This is a genomic window from Paraburkholderia sp., from assembly GCF_035948235.1.
Taxonomy (GTDB): domain Bacteria; phylum Pseudomonadota; class Gammaproteobacteria; order Burkholderiales; family Burkholderiaceae; genus Paraburkholderia.
Map to the genome: position 1 here is coordinate 1 of NZ_DASZJJ010000139.1, position 6,195 is coordinate 6,195.

The following is a 6,195-nucleotide window of genomic DNA, read 5'->3' on the forward strand; positions in this document are numbered from 1 at the left end:
CCGATGAACTTCTTGATCTCGCGGTGGATCTGGCCACCGGCTTCAGAAAGATTGACCACCGGGAAAGGAATGCCGACATCGCCATCAGCGGATGCACTGGCCCAATGAACCAGCGTGTTCTGGCCGTCGGCATCGACCACGAGTACACGCTTTCCCCTTTCATGGAATGCTGCGCCGAGATGCATCGCGATCGTGCTCTTGCCGACCCCGCCCTTCTGCTGCGTGACTGCGATTATCTCTGCTGCCAATTGATTTTCTCCTTTTGCTAATTGTTTTGGATTTTACCTGGATTAAGTTGTGATTCAACGGCAGCGGTCTGATTTTCGTCGGATAGACGTGCAACGTTGGCCGTTTGGCTGAGGTTTATGCGCATAAAGGCTCGGGGGCACGCAATGGGCGCGGCACCGAATCGGATTGGAAGCTCGCGCGCGCGAGGATCGCGGCGAGGCAATCGCGCAATGTCAGCGAGGTTTATGCGCATAAAGGCGCTGGCGGTGAATAGCAGAATCGTGGGGGCCAAGAGACTAGGCTGTGCGTCGAATCGGGAATGTGCAGGCATGCCTCGGCAGCTTTATGCGCATAAAGCTGGAGGTCGCTGTGGCGAAGCGGTCACACCGTTGTCGCTCAATCGACGCCCTTCTCGCGGTCAAGTGATGGTTCCAGCCACCGATTCTTTATGCGCATAAAGCGCCACGCTGCCCTCCTCCGCCACAAGTGCCACTGTCCAGCGTGTCCCGTACTCCCGCCGCCGGTAAAATCAGTGCCACCATGCGCGCCCCTCGCGGGCCGCCCCGCCCCACCACTCTCTCTAGACCGACTGCCCCAAGCCATGATCACGATCTACCACAACCCGCGCTGCTCAAAATCCCGTGCAACCTGCGATCTGGTGGCCGACGCCAACGCCGCGAACGAGCCCGTCGAGGTTGTCGAGTATCTGAAGACGGTGCCCACTGTTGAGCAATTGAAGTCACTGCACGCGCTGCTCGGCGGACCGCTGCGCGACATGATGCGCACGAACGAAACCGAATACGCCGAGCTTGGCCTCGCGGATGAGAACGTGTCCGACGATCAACTCTACGCAGCCATCGCGAAGCACCCTACCCTGCTCCAGCGCCCGATCGTCGTCCGCAATGGCCGCGCGGTGATTGGCCGTCCTCCCGAAAACGTCGCGACGCTGTTTGCCTGACTAATAGACGCACCTGCATACGCACCCGAGGAAAGCCTCCGCGTGATTAGCGCCATCAGGGCCATGCCAGTCACGGCCCCTCCCCCAACCGCAGCGACCACCTGACCGATCATCGAGAATCCCGTGGAGTCCCTTGCTACCTTATCCGCGTGGTCGTTCCACGACACACGCCTGATCCTTTCCTGTGCGCTCGGCCTCGTGCTGATCGTCATTCTGATTAGCGCGCTCAAGCTCGCGCCGTTTCTCTCGATCCTGGTCGGCACGTTCGCGGCCGGATTTGCCGCAGGCGTGCCACTCGAAGGCGTGGCGAGCGCTTTCAGCAAAGGCGCGGGCGCCTTGCTCGGCGATGTCGGCATCATCATCGCGCTCGGGGCCATGCTCGGCGCGCTGATGGCCGAATCGGGGGCGGCCGACCGTCTCGTCTCCACCTTGCTAGAGCATTCGACGCCTCGCACCTTGCCGTGGATGATGTCGCTCGTCGCCGTCATCATCGGCTTGCCGCTCTTCTTCGAAGTCGGGCTGGTGATGATGGTGCCGATCATCTTCGTCATGGCGCGCCGCTCCCAGCAGCCGATCCTGCGCATCGCCATTCCGGCGCTCGCGGGTATGACGACCCTGCATGCCCTGCTGCCGCCTCACCCGGGTCCGCTGATCGCCGTGAGCGCATTGCACGCGGATCTCGGCATTACGCTCGGATTCGGCATCCTCGTGGCGATTCCCGCTGTCGTCCTCGCGGGCCCGCTCTACGGCTCCTGGCTCTCGCGCCGCATGCAGGTGGACGAACCCGAAGACCTCGGCAAACTCTTTACGAGTCACGATCCGCAACTGGCGGCGCCGGGCTTCGGTGTCTCGCTGCTGACGATCCTGCTGCCCGCGCTGCTGATGCTCTGTCGCACGGTTGCAAAACTTGCGCTCCATCCCGATACCGTCGCTTTCAACGTGCTCAACTTTCTGGGTGAGCCGCTGATCGCACTCGGCCTCACCGTTCTGTTTGCTATCGTTGCGCTCGGCTGGTCGCGCGGCATGGCGCGTGAGCGTGTCGGCAATATCCTGCGCAAGAGCCTGCCGCCGATCGCCGGTCTGCTGCTCACCATTGGCGCCGGCGGCGGTCTGAAGCAGACGCTCGTGCTGGCCGGCATCAGCACGACGATCAGCAAGATCGCCGTGGGTGCGCATTTGCCATTGCTGTTGCTGGCATGGCTGATTGCCGTGGCGCTGCGTCAGGCGACCGGATCGGCCACGGTGGCGACCACGGCGACCGCTGGCATTGTCGCGCCCGTCGTGACCGGGCTGAGCGCGACGCACAACTCACTGATGGCGCTCGCCATCGGTGCGGGATCGGTGTTCTTCTGCCACGTCAATGACGCGGGCTTCTGGATGGTGCGCGAGTACTTCGGCCTGAAGCTCAAGCAGACGGTCTTTGTCTGGTCGATCCTGCAGACCATCGTCTCCGTCGTTGGCCTCGTTCTCACGCTCGCGCTCTGGAGTGTGCTGACCTGAGCGGGCGCAGCGCAGCACGAAGCCCCCTACCCGCTTGTGTCGCGGCGCGCCAATCACGCCTGGCGCGCGCCGCGACGACGCTGCATAAAATGCAGGCGCCCTCCTCCGCAGTTGCCATCCCAACGTATGGCCGATGGCACCGGCCTTCGCGCGAAGTTGTGCACAAGCTTATCCCCCAAAACTGTGGATAAATCTGCCGCTGCCTGACTTGTCCACATCCCCGCACGCCGCGCGCGGACACCCTGCATCACCGGACCCGGCATCGCGCCTATGATGTCGGTTCGCTTCCCCTGCGCTTCGCGCGCGCTTTCGAGAACCCCGAGGAGGACACTGAGATGGCCTATCAAGTTGCGGTCGTAGTCGGCAGTCTGCGCAAGGAATCGTTCAACCGTCAGCTTGCTCAAGCCGTGACATCGCTGGCGCCTGCCGATCTTTCATTCGAATTTCTCGACATCGGCGTGCTGCCGCTCTACAGCCAGGATTACGACGCCGACTTCCCCGAAGTCGCGCGCCAGTTCAAGCAGAAGATCGAAGCCGCCGATGCGCTTCTGTTCGTGACGCCCGAGTACAACCGCTCGATTCCCGGTGTGTTGAAGAACGCCATCGACTGGGGTTCGCGTCCGTGGGGAAAGAATTCGTGGAGCGGTAAACCGGGCGCGGTGCTCGGGACTTCGCCGGGGGCGATCGGCACGGCGCTTTCGCAGGCGCATCTGCGCAATGTGCTGGCCTATCTAGACGTGGCGACGCTTGGCCAGCCCGAAATGTTCATCAAGCACGACGCCAGCCGGATCAACGAGAAAGGCGAAATCGTGAACGACGACACGCGCAAATTTCTGCAAACGTTCGTCGATCGCTATGCGGAATGGGTGAAGCGGCAACTGGGCCGCTGAGCAAACACGACGATGGCGCATGCCGGTGAGACATGCGCCATCGCGGACCGCATCGTCAATGCAAGGTCGGCGGCGTTCCCGTCACGGGTCGATCGGGCGCATCGGACGCACGATGATCATGTGAATCCTCTTCGTATTCGATGAATTCATCGGGGATGCGCGGCGCGCTCGTGCTGCTCGCCTGGGTGGCCTGCGGCGCGCCCGGCACATCGACGACCCGCGTATGAGCTTGAGATGCGGCTGCAGGCGAGCCCATCACGGCGCCTGCGCCTGGCGCACTCGCGGACGACAGCACGGTGGCTTCGGCTTCGTTCAGCGGCCGCTCGGCCGCCATGTGCTCCGCACTGGCCGCAGTGGGCGGCATCGGTTCTGCCGCAGCGGGCGTCGTGCGCCGCCGCATCGCGTCTGCGATACCGGCGAGCCCCAGTTCTTCGAGCGCCGAGTGTTCGCGCACGACCGGATCGGCGTCCGCCGATGCCCAGGTCCAGCTACCGCCGCGAATGGCGACTTCGAGCGCGTGTTCGTCGCGCAGCGTTTCGCGTGCGAGATCGGCATGCGCTTCGTCGCTCACGCGCACGCCGATCAGCACATTGCCTTCCGGCGTGGTGGCGCCCGGCGCGTGTGGCGCAGGTTCGGGCACCGCGCCGGAATTGGCGCGCACATCGCCAGTCGTAGAAAAGAAGCTCGACACCAGCCGCTCGATGCCGGCCAGCACGCCGGCCTCATGCACGGGCAACTCGATGTCGCTTGCCGGAAAGCCACGCTGGAGCAGCGCTTGCTGTGCATGCTGCGCGGCGTCGTAGGTCTCGAACAGACCGGTCACGGTTTGTCTCATGGCTCACTCACTCCTCGTCTTCTGCGCGTGATTACTGGGCAATGGTGGCAATGCCGGCCAACGCGCGCGGGCGCGCCGGCCGCCGGGTTTCCTTTCGTTCTTAAGCACAATGATGTCGCAATCCGCGTGCCACGGACCGGGTGCGGGCGCACAGTCCGCGCAATTCGGCGCAACAAAGTCTGCGGTTCGCACTCCCCCGCCCTGCGCGTCGAGTCTAGAGCGTTGCGTCCCGCTCCCGCCGCGCACGCGCCTGGCGTTCGCGCTGGATCGCTTCGAGCATTTTCTCGAGCAGCGCGATATCGAACGGCTTCGACAGCACGCGCACGTCCACGTGGCGCGCGCGCTCGAGTTCTTCCGCGTAACCGGTCACGAGAATCACGGGCAGCGCCGGAATGCGCTGCTGCAGCGCCTCTGCGAGATCGATACCATTCATCTCGCCGGGCATGTGAATGTCCGACAGCACGAGATCGAAATGCGGCGCATCGTTGTCGTCCAGGCGATCCGCGCTGGCGGCACCCGCTGCATCGACCAGCTTGAGCGCGCTCGCCGCGTCGCTCGCGCAGGTGACGTGATGGCCCATCATCTGCAACAGCGCTTCGGTGCCCGCCGCGACTTCGTCGTTGTCCTCGACAAGCAGCACGCGCAGACCTTGCGGCGGATTCGTACTGTCCTCGCGTGGCGCGCTCTCGCGTTTGGGCGCGGGCGCTGCTGCGGCGCGCGGCAGATACAGATGCACCGAGGTGCCCGCGCCAATCGCGCTGTCGATCGCAGCCAGTCCTCCCGAGCGCTCGCAGAACGCGAACACCTGCGGCAGCCCGAGGCCCGTGCCCATGCCCTTCGGCTTGGTCGTGTAGAGCGGCTCGAAGGCGCGCGCAAGTACGTCCGGCGACATGCCCACGCCCGTGTCTTCGAGCGAAACATGCACGAAATCGCCGTCGAGCGGAAAGCCCTCCCCCGGCCGGAACGCCATGTTGTGTGCGTGGACGGTGAAGCGCCCGCCGTTGGGCATGGCGTCGCGCGCGTTGACGGCGAGATTGATGAGCGCGAGCTCGAATTCGGCGACGTCGACCAGCACCGGCCACACGTCCTCGTCGAGATCGACGACGAGCGAGACCTTCGCGCCGAGCGACGCGCGCAACAGCTCGCGACACGCGGGCAGCCAGCGGCCGACATGAATCGTCTCGTTGCGCAGCGGCTGCTTGCGCGCCACGCCGAGCAACTGGCGCGTGAGCGACTGTCCGCTCTTGAGCGCGCGCTCGACCGCCGACAATTCACGCTCAAGACCGGGCGCACCGCGCCGGCGCGCGATCTGCACGTTGGCCGAGACGATCATCAGCAGATTGTTGAAATCGTGCGCAACGCTGCCGACCAGATTGCCGAGCGCCTCCATCTTGCGCGACTGCCGGTAGGCCGATTCGATCGAGCGGCGCATCGACGCTTCGGCCTGCCAGCGCTCCCACGCTTCTTCTTCGGCGGCGAGGCGGCGCAGCGACAGCCAGATCACGCACCACAGCGCGATTGACGGCGTGAACATCGAGATCAGCAGCACGCTCAAGTGCCGGTACCAGCCGGCCCAGATCGCCGAGGCGCGGTACGCGCAGGTCACGTAGACCGGATACGCGCCCACGCGGCGAAACGCCACGATCGCATTGCCGCCAAGCAACTGCGAATGCATGCGCACCACGCCCGAATCCTTGCCGAGCGCAAGCGCCGCGGCGAACGGCGTGCCGGGCGTGATGGCCTCGGGCACTTTTGCGCCCGAGGCGGGCGTGCCGGATGCGGAC

General features: G+C 64.6%; 6 protein-coding genes. 3 read left to right on the forward strand and 3 right to left on the reverse strand.

Going from position 1 to position 6,195, the window contains the following annotated elements; translation table 11 throughout:
* On the reverse strand, positions 1–248 hold a 248-nt coding region (locus tag VG320_RS12265), incomplete at its 3' end, for a ParA family protein (protein ID WP_327200379.1).
* A gap of 581 nt (positions 249–829) precedes the next feature.
* Here VG320_RS12265 and arsC point away from each other — a divergent pair.
* From arsC to VG320_RS12280, 3 genes are all read left to right on the forward strand, one after another.
* On the forward strand, positions 830–1,186 hold the full coding sequence (arsC, locus tag VG320_RS12270) for an arsenate reductase (glutaredoxin) (RefSeq protein WP_327200380.1): 357 nt from the start codon (positions 830–832) through the stop codon (positions 1,184–1,186).
* Between the two features lie 123 nt (positions 1,187–1,309).
* Positions 1,310–2,686: a gluconate:H+ symporter gene (locus tag VG320_RS12275; RefSeq protein ID WP_327200381.1), complete on the forward strand. Its 1,377-nt coding sequence runs from the start codon at positions 1,310–1,312 to the stop codon at positions 2,684–2,686.
* Positions 2,687–3,021: 335 nt separating this feature from the next.
* Positions 3,022–3,576: an NAD(P)H-dependent oxidoreductase gene (locus VG320_RS12280; protein ID WP_327200382.1), complete on the forward strand. Its 555-nt coding sequence runs from the start codon at positions 3,022–3,024 to the stop codon at positions 3,574–3,576.
* Positions 3,577–3,631: 55 nt separating this feature from the next.
* On the opposite strand, the gene VG320_RS12285 is transcribed toward VG320_RS12280, so the two are convergent.
* Both VG320_RS12285 and VG320_RS12290 read right to left on the reverse strand, forming a co-directional pair.
* A complete protein-coding gene (locus VG320_RS12285) occupies positions 3,632–4,411 on the reverse strand; it encodes a hypothetical protein (protein ID WP_327200383.1) in 780 nt (259 codons plus the stop codon).
* 214 nt (positions 4,412–4,625) lie between these two features.
* On the reverse strand, positions 4,626–6,195 hold a 1,570-nt coding region (locus VG320_RS12290; protein ID WP_327200384.1), incomplete at its 5' end, for a response regulator.

What these genes read in the sequence shown, in the direction of transcription:
- VG320_RS12280 (WP_327200382.1), top strand. Translation starts at nt 3,022, where the DNA reads ATGGCCTATCAAGTTGCGGTCGTAGTCGGCAGTCTGCGCAAGGAATCG.
- VG320_RS12285 (WP_327200383.1), bottom strand. Translation starts at nt 4,411, where the DNA reads ATGAGACAAACCGTGACCGGTCTGTTCGAGACCTACGACGCCGCGCAG.
- arsC (WP_327200380.1), top strand. Translation starts at nt 830, where the DNA reads ATGATCACGATCTACCACAACCCGCGCTGCTCAAAATCCCGTGCAACC.